The sequence below is a fragment of the Lysinibacillus sp. FSL R7-0073 genome (genome assembly GCF_038009065.1).
In the GTDB taxonomy this organism is placed as follows: Bacteria; Bacillota; Bacilli; order Bacillales_A; family Planococcaceae; genus Lysinibacillus; species Lysinibacillus fusiformis.
The window spans coordinates 4,625,028-4,646,380 of the sequence record NZ_JBBPAS010000001.1; the positions used below are offsets into that span (position 1 = coordinate 4,625,028).

Genomic DNA, 21,353 nt, shown 5'->3' on the forward strand with positions numbered 1-21,353 from the left:
CTTATATTAATTGTACAAAAAAAAAGACAGCTTGGCACTTAATGCCTCACTGTCTTTCATTTGAAATTATTTAGAGATAGAAACTCCCTCTTTTTTCTTCACAATAAACTCATCGTTTATATAATCAATAACAACGTGATTACCCTTCTCCACATTACCTTTTAGTAATTCTTCTGATAATCGGTCTTCCACTTGTTTTTGTAATGCTCGACGTAGTGGACGTGCACCGTATTGAGGGTCATAGCCTTCCTGTGCAATTTTTTCAAGCGCTGCATCTGTTAATTCTAGTGAGATATCTTGTTCTTTCAACCGTTTTGTTAGAGCATTCCCCATCATCGCAATGATTTCTTTTAAATGCTCTTTTTCTAATGAATGGAAGACAATCATTTCATCAATACGGTTTAAGAATTCTGGACGGAATGCTTTTTTCAATTCTTCCAGCATCGTACTCTTCATATCTTTATGTTTAGAATCTGCGCCACCTACATTAAAACCAAGACTTTTTTGATATTTAAGAGCATCCGCACCGACATTTGAAGTCATAATGACTACTGTGTTGCGGAAGTCTACTACCCGCCCCTTAGAGTCCGTTAAACGACCATCTTCAAGAACTTGCAGTAGAATATTGAAAACATCAGGGTGTGCTTTTTCAATTTCATCTAGTAGTACAACAGAATATGGTTTACGACGAACTTTTTCAGTCAATTGACCACCATCGTCAAAGCCTACATAGCCTGGAGGCGAACCTACTAAACGAGAAGTCGAATGTTTCTCCATGTACTCAGACATATCGACACGAATCATAGCATCCTCGTCACCAAACATCACTTCAGCTAGTGCTCTTGCAAGCTCTGTTTTACCAACACCTGTAGGTCCTAAGAAAATAAATGAACCGATTGGTCGTTTTGGATCTTTGAGGCCCGCTCTTGCACGACGGATCGCACGAGAAATAGCTTCTACCGCTTCGCCTTGCCCTACAACGCGTTTGTGTAGCTCTTCTTCAAGTTGTAATAATTTTGAAGATTCTTCAGAAGCGATTTTAGCTACAGGAATTCCTGTCCACATCGATACAACTGCCGCAACATCATCTACAGTCACTTTGGATTCGGCCTTGCCTTGCTCTTCTTTCCAATTTTTTCGCGTAGCTTCAATCTCATCTTTAAGCTTTTGCTCAGTATCTCTAAGTGCTGCAGCCTTTTCAAACTCTTGACCTGATACAGCAGCGTTCTTTTCCGAGCGAACATTTTCAAGCTTATCTTCAAGTGCCTTTAAGTTTGGTGGCACTGCGAATGAACGTAAGCGAACCTTTGAACCCGCTTCATCGATAAGGTCGATTGCTTTATCCGGTAAGAAGCGGTCTGAAATATATCGATCACCCATTTTTGCCGCTGCTTCAATTGCTTCATCTGTAATTTTCACTCGGTGATGTGCTTCATAGCGGTCACGTAAACCTTGAATAATGAGAATAGCTTCTTCCACAGTTGGTTCATCCACTTGGATCGGTTGGAAACGACGCTCTAATGCTGCATCTTTTTCAATATATTTACGATATTCATCAAGCGTTGTCGCACCGATACATTGAAGCTCCCCACGTGCTAAGGACGGTTTTAAAATATTTGATGCGTCAATCGCACCTTCTGCACCACCTGCACCGATTAAAGTATGCAATTCATCAATAAATAAAATGATATTGCCGGCTTGGCGGATTTCATCCATTACTTTTTTCAAACGGTCCTCAAATTCTCCACGATATTTTGTACCTGCAACGACAGTTCCCATATCAAGCGTCATCACTCGTTTGTCGCGAAGAATTTCTGGTACTTCATTATTAATAATTTGCTGTGCTAACCCTTCAGCAATAGCTGTTTTACCAACACCTGGCTCACCAATTAGGACAGGGTTATTTTTTGTACGACGTGATAATACTTCGATAACACGTGTAATTTCCTTGCTTCGACCAATAACAGGATCTAACGTACCTTCACGGGCAATTTGCGTTAAATCACGGGCTAAACTATCTAATGTTGGGGTATTCGCCGCTTGTGCCGCTTGTTGACCAGACTGCGCGTTATCATTATTTCCTAATAATAATAAAACTTGCTGACGTGCTTTATTTAAGCCTACACCTGCATTATTTAAGACGCGAGCTGCTACACCTTCACCTTCACGTATAAGTGCTAATAGTAAATGTTCTGTACCGATATACGAATGACCTAATTTACGTGATTCGTCAACCGATAGTTCAATTACTTTCTTCGCTCGTGGCGTATAGTGAACTATTGGACCAACATCTTCTTTCCCTTTACCGACTAATTCTTCAATACCAGCTTCAATCATTTGAGGACTAATATCAATAGCTTCTAACGCTTTTGCAGCAATACCGCCGCCTTCACGTATAAGCCCTAATAAAATGTGCTCTGTGCCAATGGATTCGTGCTTCCAACGAATAGCCTCTTCCTGAGCAAGCTGTAATACTTTTTGCGCGCGTTGTGTAAAACGATTAAACATCATATAAATCCTCTCCTTTTTCCCCATTATTAGGCTTATTCGTGTGTGTTTGAAATAATGCCTCACGTAGCATTTCAGCTCGTACACGATCACGTTCAGCAGGCGGTAATGCCTCACCTGCATAATGCTGTAAAAAACCGGGTTGCATACTGACGACACACTCATTTAAAGTTGTTGCGAGTATACCGTCAATCAACTGTAGGTCAACTCCTAAACGAACATTTGAAAGACAGGTAGCCGCTTCCTCACTTGTTAAAATTCTTGCATACGTAAGGGTACCTAAAGCTCGATAAACTCGATCTTCTAAAGCAAGCTCAGCTTTTTCCATCAATTTACCTCTCGCATGTCGTTCTTTTTGTATAATTTTTTCAGCAACACTTTGTATATCTGCTAAAATATCTTCTTCTGTCTTTCCAAGTGTAATTTGGTTGGACACTTGATAAACATTTCCTAAATTTTCGCTTCCTTCACCATATATACCTCTTACGGTCATACCTAAGCGTGTCATCGCATTTATAATTTGATTCATCTGTCCCGTTAACGTAAGAGCAGGTAAATGCATCATCACAGATGCTCGAAGCCCAGTACCAATATTTGTAGGACAGCTTGTTAAATAGCCAAATGTATCTCGAAAAGCATAAGGTAAGATCTTCTCTAGAATACGGTCAATCTTATTCGCTTGTTCATAGGCTTTTTGAAGCTGGAAACTCGCTGTCATACATTGAATGCGTAAATGATCCTCTTCATTCACCATAATACTCACTGATTCATCTTGTGACAGAAGAACGGAGCCCACCTGCTCTTTTTTGGCAAGCTGCGGACTAATCAAATGCTTTTCTACAAGAATTTGACGTTGTAAAGGTGTTAAATCATTGATAGCAAAATATGCATAATCATTTTGTAGGGTTGGACTATCACTGACTGCATGTGTAACTGCCTGTTCCACCTGTAAAGCCTCGTTCTCTGAAAACGATAGTGGAAAACGATATCCATCTAAATTTCGAGCAAGGCGAATTCGTGTACTAATGACAATGTCAGAATAATCGTCTTCAATACGCATCCAAGTAGGTGTCGCACGCTCTAAAAACGACTCAATCATCAAGACACATCACCACCTTCAAATTGTAGCTGCTTCTCAAGCTCTTTGACTTCGTCTCGAAGTTTTGCTGCCTCTTCGAATTGCTCTTCATCTACAGCGAACTTCATACGTTTACGGATATCCTCTATTTGCTTTTTAATGACATACACATTGCTATGGGCACCTGGCATTTTCCCAATATGTTGGGGACCAGCCTGTATGCGATTAAAGAGCTTAGGTAAATGCTCACTAAAAGTGTCATAACAGCTTGGGCAACCAAACTTACCTTCTTTTAAAAATTGCTTATACGTAAATTCACATTGTGGGCATGTCTGCTGTTGTGGCTGTGTTTGTTGTTTTTCTCCTACCTTTTGCCATGTAGGTGAACCAAACCAGTTTGATAATAACTGTTGTATGGAAACTGGCTCTTGTTTAAACTCTGCATGAAATGGATGGAACTGTGAGGCGCAGACGTCACAATAATGGTGCTCCACCTTTTGCCCATTTTGAACTTGTGTTACAGTAACTGTCGCATTACGTTGTTTACAATGTTCACATATCATTTCCATCACCTCACTATTTCTGTTGCTCATATTTTATAGTTGTCAGCATCGCACGCAATATCTTTGCACGAATTATATCTCTTAGAGGGAGATGTAAGTCAATTGTTGAGCGATCAATTGCTGCTAACATTAATTTCGCTTCTCGCTTTGAAATTACCTGCTCATCGATGAGTCGATACACTAAATCTTCTGCCATTGTTTGCGATGCTCCACCTTCAATATGCTGGAGAACATCGTCGATTAAATCAATCTGTGAATTCGCGCGGACACGTAAAATTCGAATGTATCCACCACCACCTCGCTTGCTCTCCACAAGGTAACCTCGCTCGGCGGTAAATCTTGTATTAATGACATAATTTATTTGCGACGGTACACATTGAAATTTGTCTGCAATTTCACTGCGCTTTATTTCAATATGCCCTTCCCCACCTAATTCAAGTACTTGCTTTAAGTAACCTTCTATGATGTCTGATATATTACGCATTTTAGGAATACACCTCGCTTGCTTCACTGACTTTGACTATCTTTGACTTTCTTTGAGTATATTATACAAAACGCTTGAAAATAATTGCAATGATTTCGCTTAGAGAAAAATGAAAAGGCTAAAAAAGTATATTCAGCGTTGAAAATAGCACTAAGTTAGTGGCTATAGAGCTTGTTTTTGCTTCCTACACCTAATGTACCCTTTTTATCCATAGAAAAAACGCAAGCATATGCAACTAGCATATACTTGCGTCTATAAAATTTATACCCAACGACCTACAATTGGATAACGCCAAGGTTCGTCAGTTAATGCTTTGACAATGCCAATAATTGGTACTACAAAAAGCATAATACCGAAAACGATTAAAAATGGAATGCCAATAATGAAAATGCTTAAGAATCCAGAGACAGCAAGTAGAATTGCCATGACAAGCTGGAAAAGTATGGCTTGGATAGAGATTGCCTTCACTTCCTCATCAGAACTAATTAAAAAGAAGATAATGGGAACTAACCATGGCGCAAAAAACGAACTTGCGTGTATGATTACTTTAGACCATTTACTCTCCATATATATCAACCCTTTCTTTATACGTTGTCTATCGTTTTATGTACTACTATTTACGGAACTATACCCGTAATAGTTTCAGTTTAAAGTGAGTTTTTTAAAAAATTTTTGAAAGGTCGTGCTGAGAAATGGAATTCAACCACACATTAGCAAATGAATATGAAAAGGGGATTCGCCGTACTCTACCAAGCTATGAGGCAATGCTCCGTTTAATACAAACCTTTTATCGTTCCACATTACATGAGCATGCTGAAATGTTGATTGTTGGTGCAGGTAGTGGCAATGAAATATTGCAGCTAGCTGATGGAAGACCCCATTGGTCATTTACGGGTATTGATCCGTCCGAATCCATGCTCGATATAGCAAAGGAGCGTCTCCAATCTTTACCCAATGATCTGTCATTCTATCAAGGAACATTACTGGATACACACCTACCAGCTATAAAATTTGATGCAGCTAGTTGTGTACTCGTCCTTCATTTTATTCAAAGATATGAAGAAAAGCTATCGACCTTAAAAGAAATTTGGAACCATTTAAAGCCTGGCGCACCATTTGTCCTAGTTTCGAAATACGGTCGACCCGGTACTATTGAAACGGAACTACAATTCGATTTATGGCGTTCTTACTGGCTCCAACATACAAATCTTTCCGTAGCTGATGTTGCAGAAATGGAAAAATCCATCCGTGCCCTGTCATTTATGCCCGAGGAAGCCATTTTAACATTATTACATGAAGCAGGTTTTATAAAACCTTCACGATTTTTTGCCACTACTTTGTTTGGTGGATGGGTATGCTTTAAAGAAGAACATTAAATATATTTTGTAGTAAATACTTTGAGGTGAAAGCTGTGATAAGCACCATTGGCATTACAAAAAAACAACAATTACTAAAAGATTTCCCTTTGGAATCCATACATCAACAAGAGTTCGAATGGTACTGGGTTGATTTTAATTGTCCAACTGCAGAGGAAGAATCTTTGCTAGATTCATTTTTTCATTTTCACCCACTAGCTATTGAAGATTGCTTAATGCGATTACAACGCCCAAAACTCGATTTTTATGACGATTTCCATTTTTTCGTCATTCATCGATTAAACGAGCTGACATTAGCTGCAGAAGAGGTTAATATTTTTGCCTCTAATAAGTTTATTGTGACATTCCATAAGAACCCAGTTCCCGAAATTGAAAAGGTACAAAAGATGTTAGAAAGCCAGCCAAAAAATTGGGAACGTGGCACAGTCTACTTAACGTATCAAACCATTGATAAAATCGTTGATAGTTATTTTCCACTTGTTTATAAAATTGAAGATCATTTAAATGCACTTGAAGGCGAGCTTACATACCAAAGCAATGTAAATGCCATGAAGATTGTCTTCGAATTTCGTAGTGATTTGCTCGATTTGCGGCGTGCCATTTTACCGATGCGAGACCTTTTATATCGAGTACTTAATTCTTACCGTTTTTCATTAAACAAATCTGAAAGAGCTTATTTTGGAGATATATACGACCATCTTCTAAAACTGACAGAAATGGTTGAATCAAATCGAGAGCTGACAGCAGATATGCGAGATAGTTATATGGCTATGAGCTCAAGCCGCATGAACGGTATAATGATGACTTTAACAATCGTCTCAACGATCTTCATTCCACTAACCTTTATTGCAGGTGTTTATGGGATGAACTTTGATAATATGCCAGAGCTACATGGACGATACAGCTATTTCATTGTCCTCGGTATTATGATTATTGTCGTAATCGCTATGCTTACCATCTTTAAACATAAAGGCTGGTTTAAATTATTTAAGCCTTGATTCCCACAAAAAGCTGCTCGTTTAACAATCAAACGAGCAGCTTCATTTATTACTATTAATAAGGACCTCGGTCGTCAATTTTATTGTCACCCTGCTGTGGGAATAAAAAGTATGCTAATACCCCTGACCCCAAAGCGGCGCAAATTGTAATTAAAAGCTGTTCAACATCTGGTACTTCCGCATAATAGTTTCGTAGCATGTAAACGGAACCTATTGCAACAATGACCATGACTGGAATAACAAATTTAAAGCGTTTTTTCTCCATATAGTACCTCCTCCTATAATCTTTCACGTTCAGTTTTTCTCTCCTTAAACAGTTCGTATTTTACAGGTTTCCCAATTTAAATTCAAATTTACTTTGCTTCACTAATCGGACTGCCAATAAAGTAAAAAAATAAAGAAATAACCAAATTTTTAACCAAATATTCAGCAAATAATAGTAAAATAGATTTAATACCAATTATTTATCAAATTTACAGACCTAACAAATTCAGAAGTTCATTTTACTCACAATTATTATGGATATTAAGAATGGAGCAAACAATAATGAGTTGGTTTTCAAAAAACAGCAGTTCTAGCTACTCAATTACATTAACACCTGAAAATTTTAAGGGCCATGTACAATTAGATGTTTTAAATCACCCAAATCTTCAAAAGCAATTACAGCTTTTAAATTTAACAATTGAGGATTTAGCCATTATTAAGCAACTACAACCGTTAGCTAAGGATCTAATTCCTGCAATGGTGGAGCAATTTTATGCAGCCATTAGTTTGAGCCAAGATTTACTAGATATTATTAATAGAACCTCTCATATAGATCGTTTAAAAGTTACGTTACATAAGCATTTAAGCGATATTTTTGAAAGTCATATTAATGACGCCTATATCGCTGAAAGAAAAGCCATTGCTGAAACCCATGTTCGAATTGGCTTACAATCAAAATGGTATATAGCATCCTTCCAATCCCTTACCTCTACGTTCACAAACTTCGTGAATGAAGTGGATATCTCAAAAAATGATGCCATTCGAGCAATTAACGCATTTTGCAAAATCATTAATTTTGAGCAACAGCTTGTTATCGAGGCTTACGAAAAAGAGGAAGACCGTATTCGAACAGCCGCTGACCAAACGAAAAATGCCCTTGTTACGACAATTCAAAGTACAGCAGAGGAGCTTAACGCCATTAGTGAAGAGACAGCTGCATCGTTGTTAGTCATTTCCTCGCAAACGGATGATATTGCAGAGGCAACCAAGCAGGGATTAAGCTTCGTTGCAGATACACAGGAGAAATCAAGACGTGGGCAACATCAGCTGAAAGAGCAAAATGATTTAATCCAAGTTATTTTACAAAGTGTCAACAGCCTTGAGGTAACTATGAATCAGTTACGTACCTCCTCTCAAAAAATTTCTGAGATTGTAGGACTTGTCACCGGCATTGCTGATCAAACAAATTTATTAGCTTTAAATGCGTCTATTGAGGCAGCTCGAGCAGGGGAACATGGCAAAGGCTTCGCGGTAGTAGCAGAGGAAGTACGAAAGCTTGCTGAAGAAACGAAAAATGCCGTGCAAAATGTGTCACATCTCATTAAAGAAACTGAAAGTAATATTACAACAATGGCAAATTCAGTTATTAATGTTGATCAAAAAATTCAACATAGCGTCAATACGCAAGAAAACTTATCTAAATCATTTAATGATATAGCTGATGCCGTATCTGGCATTCAACAACAGTATGTTCATACATCTAGAGATATTTCAGCCATTTCTAATTTAATTACTGAATTATCACAAGGGGCTACACTTGTTTCCTCTTCTTCTGATTCACTCATTAATGTAGTCAATGAATTGAATATGTAATATAACAAAGGGAGCCCCACCGTTTTAGGTGAAGCTCCCTTTAACCTTAATGTGGCAACGCACGCTTTTGTTTACGATGCTCACGTCTTGCAGGCCCTGTTTCAAATAAACGTTTTTCCTCATCTGTTTCAGGATAAATTGCAGGTACCGGTACCGGCTTTCCTTCTTCATTTACTGCAACCATTGTTACAAATGATTCTGTCGTTAATTTTTCCTCACCAGTCTCAATATTGCGAGAAACAACGCGAACATAAACCTCCATTGAAGAACGTCCTGTAGAGGAAACTATACTTTCAATTTCTAGAATATCTCCTACATGGGCAGCCGATAAAAAATCAACTGAGTCTATTGAAGCTGTGACTACAAGTCCCTTCGCATGTTTCATCGCTGTAATAGCAGCAATTTCATCAATATAAGCTAACACTCTTCCACCGAAAATGGAATTGTGATTGTTTGTGTCTGGAGGTAATACGAGACGTGATTGAACCGTACGTGATTGGCTCATGGGTACAGCATTGTTTGTCATATTTCTTGTAACTTCCCTTCATGTATGTTCTTTCGTCATCGTATCGTAGAAAAAGAGCTTATGCAAATTTAGAACGATTTTTTCATCGTAATAAATTTCATGTCTGTCATTTCCTCAATGGCCCATTTAATGCCCTCTCGCCCATAGCCACTCATCTTCACACCACCATATGGCATATTATCTACACGGAATGTCGGAACATCATTTATAATGACAGCACCTGCCTGTAATTCATCGGCTGCATATAAGGCATCTGGTAATACATTCGTGTAAATACCTGCATTTAAGCCAAGGTCCGACTCATTTACAAGTCGAATTGCGTCATCTAATGTTTCATATGAAACAATTGAGACGATTGGCGCGAATGTTTCCTGACAAACAATTTTCATATCTGCCGTCACATTCGTCATAACAGTCGGCGTTAACGTACGTTCTGTAAATACTCCCCCAGTTGCAATAACTGCTCCTTGTGCCTGCGCTTCTTCAATCCATTCTTTAATTCGTCCAACCTCATTCGGATTGATCATAGCACTTACATCTGTATTTTTATCTAAAGGATCTCCTACTACAAGCTTTTTAGTTTCTGCAACAAATGCCTCCGTAAATTCATCAATAATAGAAGAATGTACATAAATGCGTTGTAACGAAATACATACTTGTCCAGCAAAGTTAAAGGCACCGCTCACACAACGACTAATAATTTTATTAAAAGGCGTCGATGGTTCGACAATGACAGCTGCATTAGAACCAAGCTCTAAAGTTACTTTACGTAAGCCGACTTTTTGCTTAATGCCTAATCCAACTTTACCACTACCCGTAAACGTCACCTTTTTGACGTGAGGATGTGTAACCAAAGTATCGCTAAGCTCTCCACCACTTCCTGTCACAATTTGCAACGCTCCATCTGGCAAACCTGCTTCACGGAAAATCTCTGCCATAACAAGGGAACTTAATGGTGTTTGGGTTGCTGGCTTTAAAACAACTGTATTACCTACTGCAAATGCTGGTCCTAATTTATGGGCCACTAAATTAAACGGAAAATTAAACGGCGTAATAGCAGAAATTACTCCCAATGGCTCTCTCTTTGTCCAACCTATACGATCTCCTGCTCCAGGTGCCGCATCCATCGGTACAGTTTCGCCTTTTGGCTGTTTGGCACCCTCTGCTGCAAATTGATAAGTGGCAATTGTACGATCAATTTCCGCTAACCCTGCTGTCAAAGGCTTTCCTGCCTCTAATGCTAAAATCTCTGCAAATTCTTCTTTTCGTTGTCGCATTAAATCGACAACTTTATATAAAATTTCGGCACGCTCGTAGGCTGTCGTCTTTTTAAACGAAAGGAATGCTTGCTGTGCACCATCGATTGCTCTCTCCACATCTTGTATAGATGCCTTTGCCACTTGAGCAATCACCTCACCACTATATGGTGATTTTAGCTCATAGCTTTCCTTTACATCTTGCCATTGACCGTTAATCCACAGTTTTGTTTCCTTCATCCTTCAAATGCACCTCCAAATAATTGCTCCCCCTCATTCTATCACGAAGAGCTCGAACTCGATGCAATGGCGGCTGCACTAACTGCTGCTATCATTGCAGCATGCTGAGCTTGAATTAATAATTCAATAGATGACATAATCGTCATAGACAGTGATTTTTGTACTTTCGCCATATCATAAATAGCGATTTGTACAGCCATAAAGAGAACAAATTCACGGTGCCATTTTAATAATTTTAAATCCTTTAATTCATGATATAAATATATAACTTCTTGCAATTGATGATGAGTAAGATCTAATAAGGCTAAAAATCCAAGTAAGGGATAATGCATGGCCTTTACTTTGACATCTTGATTTTTTAGCGCATCTCGAATAGTCACGACATTTGGCACTAGTTGACGATCAAATTGTGGAGATAGGAAGGTTAATACTTGTGACAACCATTGAAGCTCATTTCCTGCATTAAAATTATATGTTCGTAATTCTTTATAATAGCGATTCATCGTTTCCGCACGTATTTCCACATCATCAGATGGACTACTTAGTAACACAGCGTATGGAATATCTTCATAGGATGTTAAAAATGGGTGATGTTTACGAATGGCATCAAATAAAGCTCTAGCTGCATATGCATGCGCGTTTTTATCCTTTTCGTCCTCTGTCAAAAACTGAGCCGCAATATAACTAAAGTTACCGCTTCTAAATTTTGCTTCCTTTAATGCATTTACATTTGTTAATAAATCCATTACTGCTTTTTCAGCATTCGCTTGCTCCATTAAATTAGCAGCTATGCTATAGCCTACCGTAGTTCTTAAGGGAGACATCCACGAGGATTGCTTCTTCATTTCCTGTAAAATATTTTTGTATTGGACCGCATCAAATGTTTTCCCTGACGCAACAAACGTACTAGCTATAGCTAAAACAATTTTACGATCCACTGTCCATCCCGCAGCCTTCGAAACATCTTCTACCGTATTTGTAAATTGATTTTCTATCATCACGTAATCCATATTTAGCACGCTCCTTTACCCATTTTACGTTACATAATGCGAGAAAGATTCATCCCATTTGTAACAATTAACATAAAAAGTAAACTTAATTTAATATATGTTACCCCATTTTTTTGATTTAATAGGAAATATTAAACAAATACGAAAGGAGGAACTACTGTTGATTGCAAAAACCACTCGGAAATTAATATTTACCGTGACCTTAAAAGAACGTTTACAGCTATTTTTATTTTTACGAAATTCGTCTAACAATATAGCTTTACATACCCTTTTTTCTAAAAATTAATGCAAAAAGACAGCGGCAAAGTTTTTTGCCGCTGTACAAATGACTCGTTAAATTAATCCTAGCTCCTGTAACTCCTCTGATGTGAAGGCTCTCGATCTTGTTAAAAAACGTTTTCCTTCAACGCCCTCTAATGAAAACATCCCACCTCTACCTTCCACTACATCCAGTATGATTTGAGTATGTTTCCAATAATCATATTGATTTTTATGCATATAAAATGGAGCTCCACCTATTTCGCCCAAACATATATCCTGATCACCTAATAGCAAGTCTCCGTCTGGATAACACATAGGGGAAGAACCATCACAGCATCCGCCTGATTGATGAAACATAACAGGCCCATGTTTCCCTTTTAATAGCTCGATGAGTGCCAGCGCTTCTGCCGTGGCTAATACACGTTCAATCACGCTCATGCACCTCCCTATGGATTAGAAGAAACCAAGTTTATTTTCGCTATAGCTAACTAATAAATTTTTCGTTTGTTGGTAATGAGATAGCATCATTTTATGATTTTCACGCCCAACACCTGACATTTTGTAGCCACCGAATGCAGCATGTGCAGGATAAGCATGGTAGCAGTTTGTCCAAACACGACCTGCCTCTATTTCACGACCGAAGCGATATGCTGTATTAATATCTCTTGTCCAAACACCTGAGCCTAAGCCATACAGTGTATCATTCGCAATTTCTAATGCCTCTTCTTTCGTTTTAAACGTAGTAACAGCTACAACAGGACCAAAAATTTCCTCCTGGAAAATACGCATTTTATTATGGCCTTTAAAGACAGTTGGTTTAACGTAGTAGCCATTTTCAAAGCCTTCGCCTACATTATTTTTCTCCCCACCGATTAGACATTCTGCACCTTCTTGCTTACCGATATCTAAATAAGAAAGGATTTTTTCCATTTGCTCGCTTGAAGCCTGCGCTCCCATCATTGTGTTTGGATCAAGCGGATTACCAACTTTAATAGCTTCTACTCGTTGTAGTACACGTTCCATAAATTTATCATAAATAGATTCTTGAATAATTGCACGTGAAGGGCATGTACATACTTCCCCTTGGTTCAGAGCAAATAATACGAAGCCTTCGACTGCTTTATCTAAAAATTCGTCGTCCTTATCCATAATATCCTCAAAGAAGATATTAGGTGATTTACCACCAAGCTCTAATGTAACTGGGATTAGGTTTTGAGACGCGTATTGCATAATCAAACGACCAGTTGTTGTCTCACCAGTGAAGGCAATCTTACCGATACGTGGATTAGATGCAAGCGGTTTCCCAGCCTCTAAACCAAAACCATTCACAATATTAATGACACCTGATGGTAATAAATCTTCTATTAATTCCACTAGCACCATAATAGATGCTGGTGTTTGTTCTGCAGGCTTTAATACGACACAGTTTCCGGCAGCTAGTGCTGGCGCAAGCTTCCAAACAGCCATTAATAATGGGAAGTTCCAAGGTATAATTTGGCCCACTACCCCTATTGGCTCATGGAAATGATAAGCTACTGTATCGTTATCGATTTGGCTTACAGAGCCTTCTTGAGCACGTAAAGCTCCAGCAAAGTAACGGAAATGATCAATGGCAAGAGGGATATCTGCATTTAAAGTTTCACGTACCGCCTTACCGTTATCCCATGTTTCGGCAACGGCTAGCTTTTCTAAATTTTGCTCAATACGGTCCGCAATTTTAAGTAAAATGTTTGCACGTTCTGTCGGTGATGTTTTTCCCCAAGCATCTTTAGCAGCATGTGCTGCATCAAGTGCCAGTTCAATATCCTCAGCTGTGGAACGCGCGACTTGTGTAAAAACTTGTCCAGTAACAGGAGTGACATTATCAAAGTATTGACCCTTCACTGGGGGTGTCCATTCGCCACCAATATAATTATCATATTTCTGCTTGAATTGAACTACCGATCCTTCAGTGTTTGGAAATGCATAAACCATTTTACTTCTCCCCTTTACACAATTTAATGAGACTATCTACAAAAAACACTATTTTATAGCGAAATAACAATATTTTCATAGAAACCCTCTCATCTAATATATTGTCAGAAACAAATAATAATTTCAACTTTTTAAAAAATTTTTCAAGCAATTTATTTTTACTAGAAAAGTATATAGAATTCACGGTTTGTATAACGTTAAGGTATACTTAAAAATAATATTAGATTTAGGAGAACAATATGCGTATTAATAAATATTTAAGTGAAACAGGCATTATATCGCGCCGTGGGGCTGATAAGTGGATAGCCGAAGGAAAAGTAACAATTAACGGAGAACCTGCGACTGTTGGAAGTCAGGTTGAGAATGGCGACATTGTTTGCGTTGATGGAAAAGAGGTAAAGAAAGAACAACAGCTTGTCTATATAGCTCTAAACAAGCCGGTCGGCATAACAAGCACAACGGAACGCCATATAAAAGGAAACGTCGTTGATTTTGTAAATCATCCTTTACGAATTTTTCATATTGGGCGTCTCGATAAGGAATCGGAGGGACTATTGTTATTAACTAATGATGGCGATATCGTCAATAAAATTCTACGCGCAGAAAACCATCATGAAAAAGAATATATTGTTCAAGTAGATAAACCTATAACAGAGCAATTTATTAACAAGATGGGTGCAGGTGTAGATATTCTAGATACAACAACCTTACCTTGTTATGTTGAAAAGATATCAGACAAAGTTTTTAAAATCATTTTGGAGCAAGGCTTAAATCGCCAAATACGCCGGATGTGTTCAGCTCTTGGCTACTCTGTAAAGCGTCTACAGCGTATTCGTATTATGAATATTAAGCTTGGAAATTTAAAAGTTGGCCAATGGCGCGACTTGACTGATAAAGAGCAGGTAGAGCTATTCAAACTACTGAATTACACACCAAGATAAGGATCAGAGGAGGGCGAGGACAATGATTTCCATTCAAAGCACAGAGCAGTTAACAGGTGTACAGATTTGCGGAGACTTCTGGGATTTCGATGAGCTGATCAACGCTATTTACAAAGTAACTGGTGATGCCAATAAATACTATGATTATCAAGGTCCTCGACTCCGTATTTTAAGCGTTTGCTATAAACTGAGACATGCCATGCTTGGGGAACACCAACTAGAGTTTGTGAGTAACGGTGTTAACAAGAACACCCTTACACATCATGAACTGATTTTCCCCAATAAAAACATCTATTTCGCTACAGATATTCTTTGGCCTGAAATTATCTTTAGCGCTATCGCTTTAAACGATTTCATTGATCTGCACTTGACATTAAACAATGCATCTATTTGGAATCATGAGATAGCGACGATTCGTAAATTTCAAGCTGCTATTGCAGATTGTTTAGAACAGGAAGTGAAAGAAGAGGATTATGTAGTCTTTTTAACAATGCTACAGGCAAAAAGCCCATTAACCTTCCTTTTCGCCACACAGTATGTGGATGTTTTGAATCTAGAATATATCCAATTAAATAAAGAGGAACGTAAAGCTCAGCTAGCTGCATTTGCATTACGCTTACTTGTAGAGGACCATGAATATGTAGCACTTAAATCACACCTAATGGAAGCCGCCATTGCCACGAAACAACCTTTACACACCATACAAATGCAGCTTAGCTATCCGGAAGAAATTTTATGGTAACAAATCAACGCCGTCTCACAATAAATGAGACGGCTTATTTCTATTTAATCGTTTGATAAGCCATTTTACGAATTACAGCCTCATGCTGAGGGTAATCTGCTAAAAGCTCGTCCTGTGTAAATAATTCGAAATCCTCAAAGTCAAAGCCTGGGGCAACCATACATCCCACTAAACTAAACGTATCTGCTTCCTCCACTGATGATCCAAATATCGTATTTTTAGGCACCGCAATTTGTGGTATCTCTCCCGCTTCTATGTTCAATCCAAGCTTCTTCGCTTCATATGTTCCATCGGGAAAAATCATATGGACTGTAAGCGGACTACCGGCATGGTAATACCATAGCTCATCTGACTGCAAACGATGTAGGTGTGAAATGTCCTGTGAGCGAAGTAAGAAATAAATACTCGTATAAATAGGTCTCTGAACATCTCTTACTGCAATATCTTCTGCAGCCCGAAATGAGGAAATATAATAGCCTCCTTCAGGATGTTCGGCTAAATTTAGTTGTTTAATAAAATATTGTGCTGAATAGTTCAAATTACATCACTCCTTTTTTCCACCTTACCAAAAATGAATAGCAAAATGCTACCTTCAATTATTCAGTAGGAAGAACAACGAAAAAGGGCCCCTCATTGTTGAGACGCCCTTCCTCATTATAAACCACCCAAATAAGCTGCTTTTACCTCTTCACTTTCTTGAAGCTCTTTGGCTGAACCAGATAAAACAATACGCCCTGTTTCGAGCACGTATGCACGGTTAGCGACAGACAGAGCCATGTTGGCATTTTGCTCAACAAGCAATACTGTTGTCCCCTCTTTATTCACCTGTTCAATAATATTGAAAATATTTTTAACCATTAGCGGCGCGAGCCCCATGGAAGGTTCATCCATTAATAGCAATTTGGGCTTTGCCATTAAGGCACGACCCATCGCAAGCATTTGCTGTTCCCCACCAGACAATGTTCCTGATAGCTGTTTGCGACGCTCCAATAGTCTAGGGAATAACTCGAAAACATGGTCCATATCTTTTTTAATTCCTGTTTTGTCATTACGCAAATAGGCACCAAGCTCTAAGTTTTCTTCTACGGACATATTGGCAAAAACACGACGTCCTTCTGGAACGTGGGAGATTCCCGATTTAACAATTGTTTGAGCTGCTTTCCCCGCAATAGAGAAGCCTTCGTATTCAATAATGCCACCTTTTGGCTTTAATAAACCTGACAATGTTTTTAACAATGTACTTTTCCCAGCACCGTTTGCACCGATTAATGTTACAATTTCACCCTCGTTTACTTCTAAAGAGAGGCCCTTTAATGCTTGAATGTTACCATAATAAACATCTATATTTTGCACTTTTAGCATTAGCCGATAACCTCCTCACCAAGGTACGCTTCAATTACCTTTGGATTGTTGCGAATTTCTTCTGGTGTTCCGTCAGCAATTAGTTGTCCATGATCGAGTACATAAATACGCTCACAAATACCCATTACTAAGCTCATATCATGCTCTATCAGTAATATCGTTAAGCCAAACTTCTTACGAATAAACGCAATTAATTCCATTAAATCATGGGTTTCCTGCGGATTCATCCCAGCAGCTGGTTCATCCAATAATAATAGCTTTGGATTTGCCGCTAATGCACGGGCAATCTCTAATCGTCTCTGCATTCCATATGGTAAATTTTTTGCTAACTCATTCATATAGACATCTAAACCAAAGATTTTTAAAAACTCTATGGATTGAAGCTCCATTTCGGCCTCACCCTTGAAATGTGTGGGTAAGCGAAAAATCGATGACCACATCGAATGCTTAGCAAGTGAATGGTTGGCTACTTTAACATTGTCTAAAACAGATAGCTCTTTAAATAGACGAATATTTTGGAATGTACGGCTTATTCCCTTTTGTGTTACTTGGTAAGGTGCAAGCCCGTTTAATTTCTGTCCGCCAAATGTGATGGTCCCCTCTGTTGGCGTATATACCCCTGTCAGCATATTAAAGCTAGTCGTTTTTCCAGCACCATTAGGACCGATTAATCCCACTAATTCACCTTGATTGAGGTACATATTAACACCCTGTACCGCCTTTAAACCACCGAATTGAATCCCCATGTTTTCTACATTAATAAGAAGGTTTCCAGTCATTATTTTGTACCTCCTTTTTTACCAAACTTAAATAAATCCGTAATTTCTTTTGTCCCCATTAATCCTGTTGGGCGATAAAGCATTACAATAATTAGTACTAAACTGTAAATAATCATACGAGTCTCAGGGAAGTTTGCTAGATACGTCGATACGATCGTTAAGAAAATCGCAGCGATCACGGAACCTGAAAGACTTCCTAAGCCACCAAGGACAACGTAAATTAAGATATCAAATGATTTTAAGAAACCGAAAGTTGTCGGTTGAATAATGTAAAAGTTATGGGCGAAAATTGCACCTGCTAGCCCAGCAAAGAAAGATCCAATCGCGAATGCAACAACCTTATAGTAAGTTGTATTAATTCCCATAGCATCTGCTGCAATCTCATCTTCACGAATAGAAATACATGCGCGACCATGACGAGAATTTGTAAAGTTTGAGATGACAAGAATAGTTAATACTACACCGAAGAATGCATACGTCCAGTTAGATAAATATTTAACCTGCATCCCTGCTGCACCGCCAACATAATCCGTATTTAAGAAAATAATACGAATGATCTCCGCAAACCCTAGAGTTGCAATTGCGAGATAATCCCCTTTTAAACGAAGTGTCGGAATACCTACAATAAGACCTGCAATAGCTGCTGCAACTGCCCCTAATAAAATCGCCAATGGGAATGGCAACATGAGCTTCGTCGTAATAATAGCTGATACATAGGCCCCAACTGCTAGGAACCCAGCATGGCCAATCGAGAATTGACCTGTAACCCCAATAACAATATGCAAACTGACAGCCAGCATAATGTTAATACACATCGTAATCAACATATTTTTATAGTACATATCAATAACTTCGGTCGTAATCAATAATTGCACAACTGCATAGATGACTAGCGCTAATACGGCATAGCCCCAGAAAACTTTAGACTTTTTCATATAACCGCTCACCTACACTTTCTCACGGGCATTTTTACCAAAGATACCCGATGGTCTGAATATTAAAATTAAAATTAAAATAACGAATGCCGCTGCATCTCTCCATAAAGAGAAGCCAAGTGCACTTACCAAGGATTCTACAACGCCTAGTAACATACCACCGACCATAGCGCCAGGAATAATACCAATCCCACCAAGAACAGCTGCGATAAACGCTTTAACTCCTGGTATAACACCCATTAACGGGTCAATTTTCGTATAATAAACACCGAAGATAACACCGGCTGCACCAGCTAAAGCCGAACCAATTGCAAATGTTGCAGAGATTGTATTATCAACGTTAATCCCCATTAAACGTGCTGCATCGGCATCATGAGAAACAGCACGCATGGCTTTCCCGATTTTTGTTTTATGTACGATGAATTGTAAAAGGATCATCAGTACAACAGCGACTGATAAAATTAAAATAGATGTGCTACTAATTTGTACGCCTAAAATATCAAAAGACTTATTTTTGAACACTTCAGGATACGCTGCCGGTTGAGCCCCTCTGAAGAAAATAGTTGTATATTCAATTAATAACGATACGCCGATCGCTGTAATTAATGCCGCAATACGTGTTGCATTTCGTAAACGTTTATAGGCGATCCGTTCAATTAAAACACCAAAAATCGCACAAATGAGCATCGCCAATAATAATGCTGGGAAAAAGCCAAGCTCCCATTTAGCAATTGCGTAAAAGCCGATAAATGAACCAATCATGAAAACGTCACCATGAGCAAAGTTAATCAGCTTGATAATACCGTATACCATCGTATACCCTAGCGCTATTAACGCGTAGATACTTCCAAGTGAAATACCATTCACAAGTTGCTGTATCCATTCCATACGCATTCACTCCTTTGAATTTTCTGAAAAATGAGAAATCTGTACATGCATCGATACTAAAAAGTTATGTTTTATACTGCGATTCTAGTTATCTAAAATAGAAAAAAGGAAGGCGTGTTTACCCGCCTCCCCCTTACTTACAAAACATTAAGGATTAACTTTAGAGTTGAACACTTGTTTACCGTCTTTAAATTCAAGAACTGTTGCTGTTTTAATTGGGTTATGGTTTTCGTCAACTGAGAAAGTACCTGTTACTAAAGAAAGATCTTTTGTTGCAGCTAATTCATTTTTAATTGCTTCCCCATCCGTAGAACCTGCACGTTTAATTGCATCAGCAATGTAGTAAATAGTGTCATATCCAAGTGCGTTGAACGCATCAGGTGCCTTATCACCATTTGCCGCTTTAAATGCCTTTACAAAGTCTTGAATTTTTTGATCTGGATCTTCTGCAGAATAGTGGTTAGTAATGTACGTATTATTTAATGCATCCTTCCCAGCTAGATCCACTAAAGTTGGTGAATCCCAACCATCAGCCCCCATTAAAGGTACATCAATACCCATTTCACGGGCTTGTTTAACAATTAAACCAACCTCTTCATAGTATCCAGGGATAAAGATAAAGTCTGGATTCGCTGCTTTAATATTTGTTAATTGTGTACGGAAGTCTGTATCTTTTGCTACATAAGCTTCTTCCTTCACAATTTTTCCACCACTCTTAGTAATCGTTTCTTTAAAGGACTTTGCTAAACCTTTTGCATAATCAGATGCATTGTCTGCAAAAATAGCTACGTTTTTCGCACTTAGCTCACCTGAAGCGAAGTTAGCTGCCACAATCCCTTGGAATGGGTCAATAAAGCATGTACGGAATGCATATTCGTTAACGCTGCCATCCTCATTTACCGTAATATTTGGGGCAGTTCCAGAACCAGTAACAATCGGGATTTTATTTTGATTTGCAATTTGAACCGTTGCTACTGTATTCCCTGAAGTTGCAGGAGCTAGCATTGCTACTACTTTATCTTGCGTTGCTAGTTTAATAGCTGCAGCTGTAGCCTCAGAGTTTTCAGATTTATTATCTACTTTAATCAGTTCAATCTTCTTACCATCAATACCACCAGCATCATTTATTTCTTTTACAGCCAATTCTGCGCCCAGACCGATTGAAGAACCGTAAGATGCTACATTTCCTGAAAGCTCTAGGTTTGCACCAATTTTAATTGTATCGCCATCAGATGAACCACCGCCTGATGATGAGCCACCACCTGAACTTGAATCGTCTCCGTTACCACAACCAGCAAGTACACCAGCAAGTAATGAAGATGCTACTAATAGTGAACCGAACTTCTTAAGCTTTTTACTCTCTTTCATAATTAGATTCCCCCTGAAGATTTCTAAAATATTAGATATTTCTGATAATTATAAACAAATAAATTCATTTCCTCAATAGCAAAAATAATTATTTATAACTACTTAAAAACGACAGAACAATATTATTCATTTATGACTTTTACATTGTAAAACATTCTTTATATTTAGTCTAGAGTGATTTTTCAGTATAATTAGTTATTTAAGAAT

At 38.4% G+C, this 21,353-nt stretch carries 22 protein-coding genes and 1 pseudogene; 6 read left to right on the forward strand and 17 right to left on the reverse strand.

Translation table 11 applies throughout. The features are described 5' to 3' along the window. Positions 1-66: 66 nt before the first annotated feature. The 5 genes from MKY88_RS23345 to MKY88_RS23365 all read right to left on the reverse strand — a co-directional run bounded on the left by MKY88_RS23345 (position 67) and on the right by MKY88_RS23365 (position 5,200). Complete coding sequence (locus MKY88_RS23345; protein WP_069483199.1) at positions 67-2,511, reverse strand: ATP-dependent Clp protease ATP-binding subunit; 2,445 nt, start codon at positions 2,509-2,511, stop codon at positions 67-69. Then, positions 2,501-3,610: a protein arginine kinase gene (locus tag MKY88_RS23350; protein WP_328201497.1), complete on the reverse strand. Its 1,110-nt coding sequence runs from the start codon at positions 3,608-3,610 to the stop codon at positions 2,501-2,503. Before MKY88_RS23350 ends, MKY88_RS23345 begins: the two co-directional genes overlap by 11 nt. After that, positions 3,607-4,149 carry a UvrB/UvrC motif-containing protein gene (locus tag MKY88_RS23355; protein WP_025116467.1) on the reverse strand — a complete coding sequence of 181 codons (543 nt, stop codon included), beginning with the start codon at positions 4,147-4,149 and terminating at the stop codon, positions 3,607-3,609. Before MKY88_RS23355 ends, MKY88_RS23350 begins: the two co-directional genes overlap by 4 nt. Positions 4,150-4,162: 13 nt before the next feature. Next, a complete protein-coding gene (locus tag MKY88_RS23360) occupies positions 4,163-4,633 on the reverse strand; it encodes a CtsR family transcriptional regulator (protein WP_025116468.1) in 471 nt (156 codons plus the stop codon). 261 nt (positions 4,634-4,894) lie between these two features. Then, positions 4,895-5,200 (reverse strand): DUF4870 domain-containing protein, encoded by a 306-nt coding sequence (locus MKY88_RS23365; RefSeq protein ID WP_036121655.1) that lies wholly within the window; start codon positions 5,198-5,200, stop codon positions 4,895-4,897. 125 nt (positions 5,201-5,325) lie between these two features. Between MKY88_RS23365 and MKY88_RS23370 the strand changes: the two genes are divergently transcribed. Both MKY88_RS23370 and corA read left to right on the forward strand, forming a co-directional pair. Then, positions 5,326-6,009 (forward strand): class I SAM-dependent methyltransferase, encoded by a 684-nt coding sequence (locus tag MKY88_RS23370; protein WP_328201499.1) that lies wholly within the window; start codon positions 5,326-5,328, stop codon positions 6,007-6,009. 35 nt (positions 6,010-6,044) lie between these two features. Further along, a complete protein-coding gene (gene corA, locus MKY88_RS23375; protein ID WP_193833435.1) occupies positions 6,045-7,007 on the forward strand; it encodes a magnesium/cobalt transporter CorA in 963 nt (320 codons plus the stop codon). Between the two features lie 55 nt (positions 7,008-7,062). Here the strand turns inward: corA and MKY88_RS23380 are convergent, their stop codons facing one another. Then, positions 7,063-7,272: a hypothetical protein gene (locus tag MKY88_RS23380; protein ID WP_036077781.1), complete on the reverse strand. Its 210-nt coding sequence runs from the start codon at positions 7,270-7,272 to the stop codon at positions 7,063-7,065. Positions 7,273-7,553: 281 nt separating this feature from the next. On the opposite strand from MKY88_RS23380, the pseudogene MKY88_RS24695 reads away from it, so the two are divergent. Together MKY88_RS24695 and MKY88_RS24700 are read left to right on the forward strand one after the other, a co-directional pair. After that, positions 7,554-8,099, forward strand: a pseudogene (locus MKY88_RS24695) (protoglobin domain-containing protein); the annotation flags it as partial. Between the two features lie 114 nt (positions 8,100-8,213). Continuing rightward, positions 8,214-8,864, forward strand: a complete 651-nt coding sequence (locus MKY88_RS24700; protein ID WP_372429575.1) for a methyl-accepting chemotaxis protein — start codon at positions 8,214-8,216, stop codon at positions 8,862-8,864. Positions 8,865-8,910: 46 nt separating this feature from the next. Here MKY88_RS24700 and MKY88_RS23390 read toward each other — a convergent pair whose 3' ends face one another. The 5 genes from MKY88_RS23390 to adh all read right to left on the reverse strand — a co-directional run bounded on the left by MKY88_RS23390 (position 8,911) and on the right by adh (position 14,131). Continuing rightward, positions 8,911-9,390 carry an acyl-CoA thioesterase gene (locus MKY88_RS23390; RefSeq protein WP_025116473.1) on the reverse strand — a complete coding sequence of 160 codons (480 nt, stop codon included), beginning with the start codon at positions 9,388-9,390 and terminating at the stop codon, positions 8,911-8,913. 68 nt (positions 9,391-9,458) lie between these two features. Next, complete coding sequence (locus MKY88_RS23395) at positions 9,459-10,886, reverse strand: aldehyde dehydrogenase family protein (protein ID WP_258269701.1); 1,428 nt, start codon at positions 10,884-10,886, stop codon at positions 9,459-9,461. Between the two features lie 41 nt (positions 10,887-10,927). Then, positions 10,928-11,896 carry a DUF4003 family protein gene (locus MKY88_RS23400; protein ID WP_328201510.1) on the reverse strand — a complete coding sequence of 323 codons (969 nt, stop codon included), beginning with the start codon at positions 11,894-11,896 and terminating at the stop codon, positions 10,928-10,930. Between the two features lie 333 nt (positions 11,897-12,229). Continuing rightward, positions 12,230-12,589 carry a DUF779 domain-containing protein gene (locus MKY88_RS23405; protein ID WP_328201512.1) on the reverse strand — a complete coding sequence of 120 codons (360 nt, stop codon included), beginning with the start codon at positions 12,587-12,589 and terminating at the stop codon, positions 12,230-12,232. Between the two features lie 21 nt (positions 12,590-12,610). After that, positions 12,611-14,131 carry an aldehyde dehydrogenase gene (adh, locus tag MKY88_RS23410; RefSeq protein WP_036121678.1) on the reverse strand — a complete coding sequence of 507 codons (1,521 nt, stop codon included), beginning with the start codon at positions 14,129-14,131 and terminating at the stop codon, positions 12,611-12,613. Between the two features lie 239 nt (positions 14,132-14,370). Between adh and rluF the strand changes: the two genes are divergently transcribed. Together rluF and MKY88_RS23420 are read left to right on the forward strand one after the other, a co-directional pair. Next, on the forward strand, positions 14,371-15,072 hold the full coding sequence (rluF, locus tag MKY88_RS23415; RefSeq protein ID WP_328201514.1) for a 23S rRNA pseudouridine(2604) synthase RluF: 702 nt from the start codon (positions 14,371-14,373) through the stop codon (positions 15,070-15,072). 22 nt (positions 15,073-15,094) lie between these two features. Then, on the forward strand, positions 15,095-15,814 hold the full coding sequence (locus tag MKY88_RS23420; RefSeq protein WP_328201515.1) for a DUF6904 family protein: 720 nt from the start codon (positions 15,095-15,097) through the stop codon (positions 15,812-15,814). Positions 15,815-15,854: 40 nt separating this feature from the next. Here the strand turns inward: MKY88_RS23420 and MKY88_RS23425 are convergent, their stop codons facing one another. The 6 genes from MKY88_RS23425 to MKY88_RS23450 form a co-directional block, all read right to left on the reverse strand. Further along, a complete protein-coding gene (locus MKY88_RS23425) occupies positions 15,855-16,352 on the reverse strand; it encodes a cupin domain-containing protein (protein WP_258269705.1) in 498 nt (165 codons plus the stop codon). A 116-nt stretch (positions 16,353-16,468) separates the two neighbouring features. Next, entirely contained in the window at positions 16,469-17,176 is a 708-nt protein-coding gene (locus MKY88_RS23430; RefSeq protein WP_193833443.1) for an ABC transporter ATP-binding protein, read from the reverse strand. Then, positions 17,176-17,955, reverse strand: a complete 780-nt coding sequence (locus MKY88_RS23435; protein WP_258269706.1) for an ABC transporter ATP-binding protein — start codon at positions 17,953-17,955, stop codon at positions 17,176-17,178. Before MKY88_RS23435 ends, MKY88_RS23430 begins: the two co-directional genes overlap by 1 nt. Continuing rightward, complete coding sequence (locus MKY88_RS23440) at positions 17,955-18,890, reverse strand: branched-chain amino acid ABC transporter permease (protein ID WP_258269707.1); 936 nt, start codon at positions 18,888-18,890, stop codon at positions 17,955-17,957. The genes MKY88_RS23435 and MKY88_RS23440 overlap by 1 nt, the downstream gene beginning before the upstream one ends. A 12-nt stretch (positions 18,891-18,902) precedes the next feature. After that, positions 18,903-19,778 carry a branched-chain amino acid ABC transporter permease gene (locus MKY88_RS23445; RefSeq protein WP_012296114.1) on the reverse strand — a complete coding sequence of 292 codons (876 nt, stop codon included), beginning with the start codon at positions 19,776-19,778 and terminating at the stop codon, positions 18,903-18,905. Between the two features lie 147 nt (positions 19,779-19,925). Further along, on the reverse strand, positions 19,926-21,146 hold the full coding sequence (locus MKY88_RS23450) for an ABC transporter substrate-binding protein (RefSeq protein ID WP_340814767.1): 1,221 nt from the start codon (positions 21,144-21,146) through the stop codon (positions 19,926-19,928). Positions 21,147-21,353: the final 207 nt, after the last annotated feature.

What these genes read in the sequence shown, in the direction of transcription:
- MKY88_RS23345 (WP_069483199.1), bottom strand. Translation starts at nt 2,511, where the DNA reads ATGATGTTTAATCGTTTTACACAACGCGCGCAAAAAGTATTACAGCTT.
- MKY88_RS23355 (WP_025116467.1), bottom strand. Translation starts at nt 4,149, where the DNA reads ATGATATGTGAACATTGTAAACAACGTAATGCGACAGTTACTGTAACA.
- MKY88_RS23360 (WP_025116468.1), bottom strand. Translation starts at nt 4,633, where the DNA reads ATGCGTAATATATCAGACATCATAGAAGGTTACTTAAAGCAAGTACTT.
- MKY88_RS23365 (WP_036121655.1), bottom strand. Translation starts at nt 5,200, where the DNA reads ATGGAGAGTAAATGGTCTAAAGTAATCATACACGCAAGTTCGTTTTTT.
- MKY88_RS23370 (WP_328201499.1), top strand. Translation starts at nt 5,326, where the DNA reads ATGGAATTCAACCACACATTAGCAAATGAATATGAAAAGGGGATTCGC.
- MKY88_RS23380 (WP_036077781.1), bottom strand. Translation starts at nt 7,272, where the DNA reads ATGGAGAAAAAACGCTTTAAATTTGTTATTCCAGTCATGGTCATTGTT.
- MKY88_RS23390 (WP_025116473.1), bottom strand. Translation starts at nt 9,390, where the DNA reads ATGACAAACAATGCTGTACCCATGAGCCAATCACGTACGGTTCAATCA.
- MKY88_RS23395 (WP_258269701.1), bottom strand. Translation starts at nt 10,886, where the DNA reads ATGAAGGAAACAAAACTGTGGATTAACGGTCAATGGCAAGATGTAAAG.
- MKY88_RS23400 (WP_328201510.1), bottom strand. Translation starts at nt 11,896, where the DNA reads ATGGATTACGTGATGATAGAAAATCAATTTACAAATACGGTAGAAGAT.
- adh (WP_036121678.1), bottom strand. Translation starts at nt 14,131, where the DNA reads ATGGTTTATGCATTTCCAAACACTGAAGGATCGGTAGTTCAATTCAAG.
- rluF (WP_328201514.1), top strand. Translation starts at nt 14,371, where the DNA reads ATGCGTATTAATAAATATTTAAGTGAAACAGGCATTATATCGCGCCGT.
- MKY88_RS23420 (WP_328201515.1), top strand. Translation starts at nt 15,095, where the DNA reads ATGATTTCCATTCAAAGCACAGAGCAGTTAACAGGTGTACAGATTTGC.
- MKY88_RS23430 (WP_193833443.1), bottom strand. Translation starts at nt 17,176, where the DNA reads ATGCTAAAAGTGCAAAATATAGATGTTTATTATGGTAACATTCAAGCA.
- MKY88_RS23435 (WP_258269706.1), bottom strand. Translation starts at nt 17,955, where the DNA reads ATGACTGGAAACCTTCTTATTAATGTAGAAAACATGGGGATTCAATTC.
- MKY88_RS23440 (WP_258269707.1), bottom strand. Translation starts at nt 18,890, where the DNA reads ATGAAAAAGTCTAAAGTTTTCTGGGGCTATGCCGTATTAGCGCTAGTC.
- MKY88_RS23445 (WP_012296114.1), bottom strand. Translation starts at nt 19,778, where the DNA reads ATGGAATGGATACAGCAACTTGTGAATGGTATTTCACTTGGAAGTATC.
- MKY88_RS23450 (WP_340814767.1), bottom strand. Translation starts at nt 21,146, where the DNA reads ATGAAAGAGAGTAAAAAGCTTAAGAAGTTCGGTTCACTATTAGTAGCA.